Raw genomic sequence first — 234 nt, 5'->3', positions numbered from 1 at the left:
GACCTATCTCACTTGTAGATTCAGATAACTCGCGTACTGTTTTGGCGATATCCGCGACAGAGAGATTTAACTCATCAATAGATTGCTTAGCTTCATTAGCCAGTTGAGCCCCTGCATTAACATTGTCTAACGCTTCTTTTGCACTATAAGCATTACGTTCAACGTTCGCGGACACTTCTTGGATAGCAGTGGACATCTGGGTAATTGCCGAGGCAATTTGTTGTGTTGCTCCAC

1 protein-coding gene is annotated in these 234 nt (G+C 44.0%); it reads right to left on the bottom strand.

What is annotated here, in order from left to right:
* Positions 1-196 (bottom strand): hypothetical protein (locus AAEY72_RS16425; RefSeq protein ID WP_352311765.1); only part of this gene is annotated, 196 nt, incomplete at its 3' end.
* Between the last annotated feature and the right edge of the window lie 38 nt (positions 197-234).

The organism is Psychrobacter sp. W2-37-MNA-CIBAN-0211 (genome assembly GCF_040309405.1).
In the GTDB taxonomy this organism is placed as follows: Bacteria; Pseudomonadota; Gammaproteobacteria; order Pseudomonadales; family Moraxellaceae; genus Psychrobacter; species Psychrobacter glaciei.
This window is presented reverse-complemented; position numbering and strand designations above follow the sequence as displayed.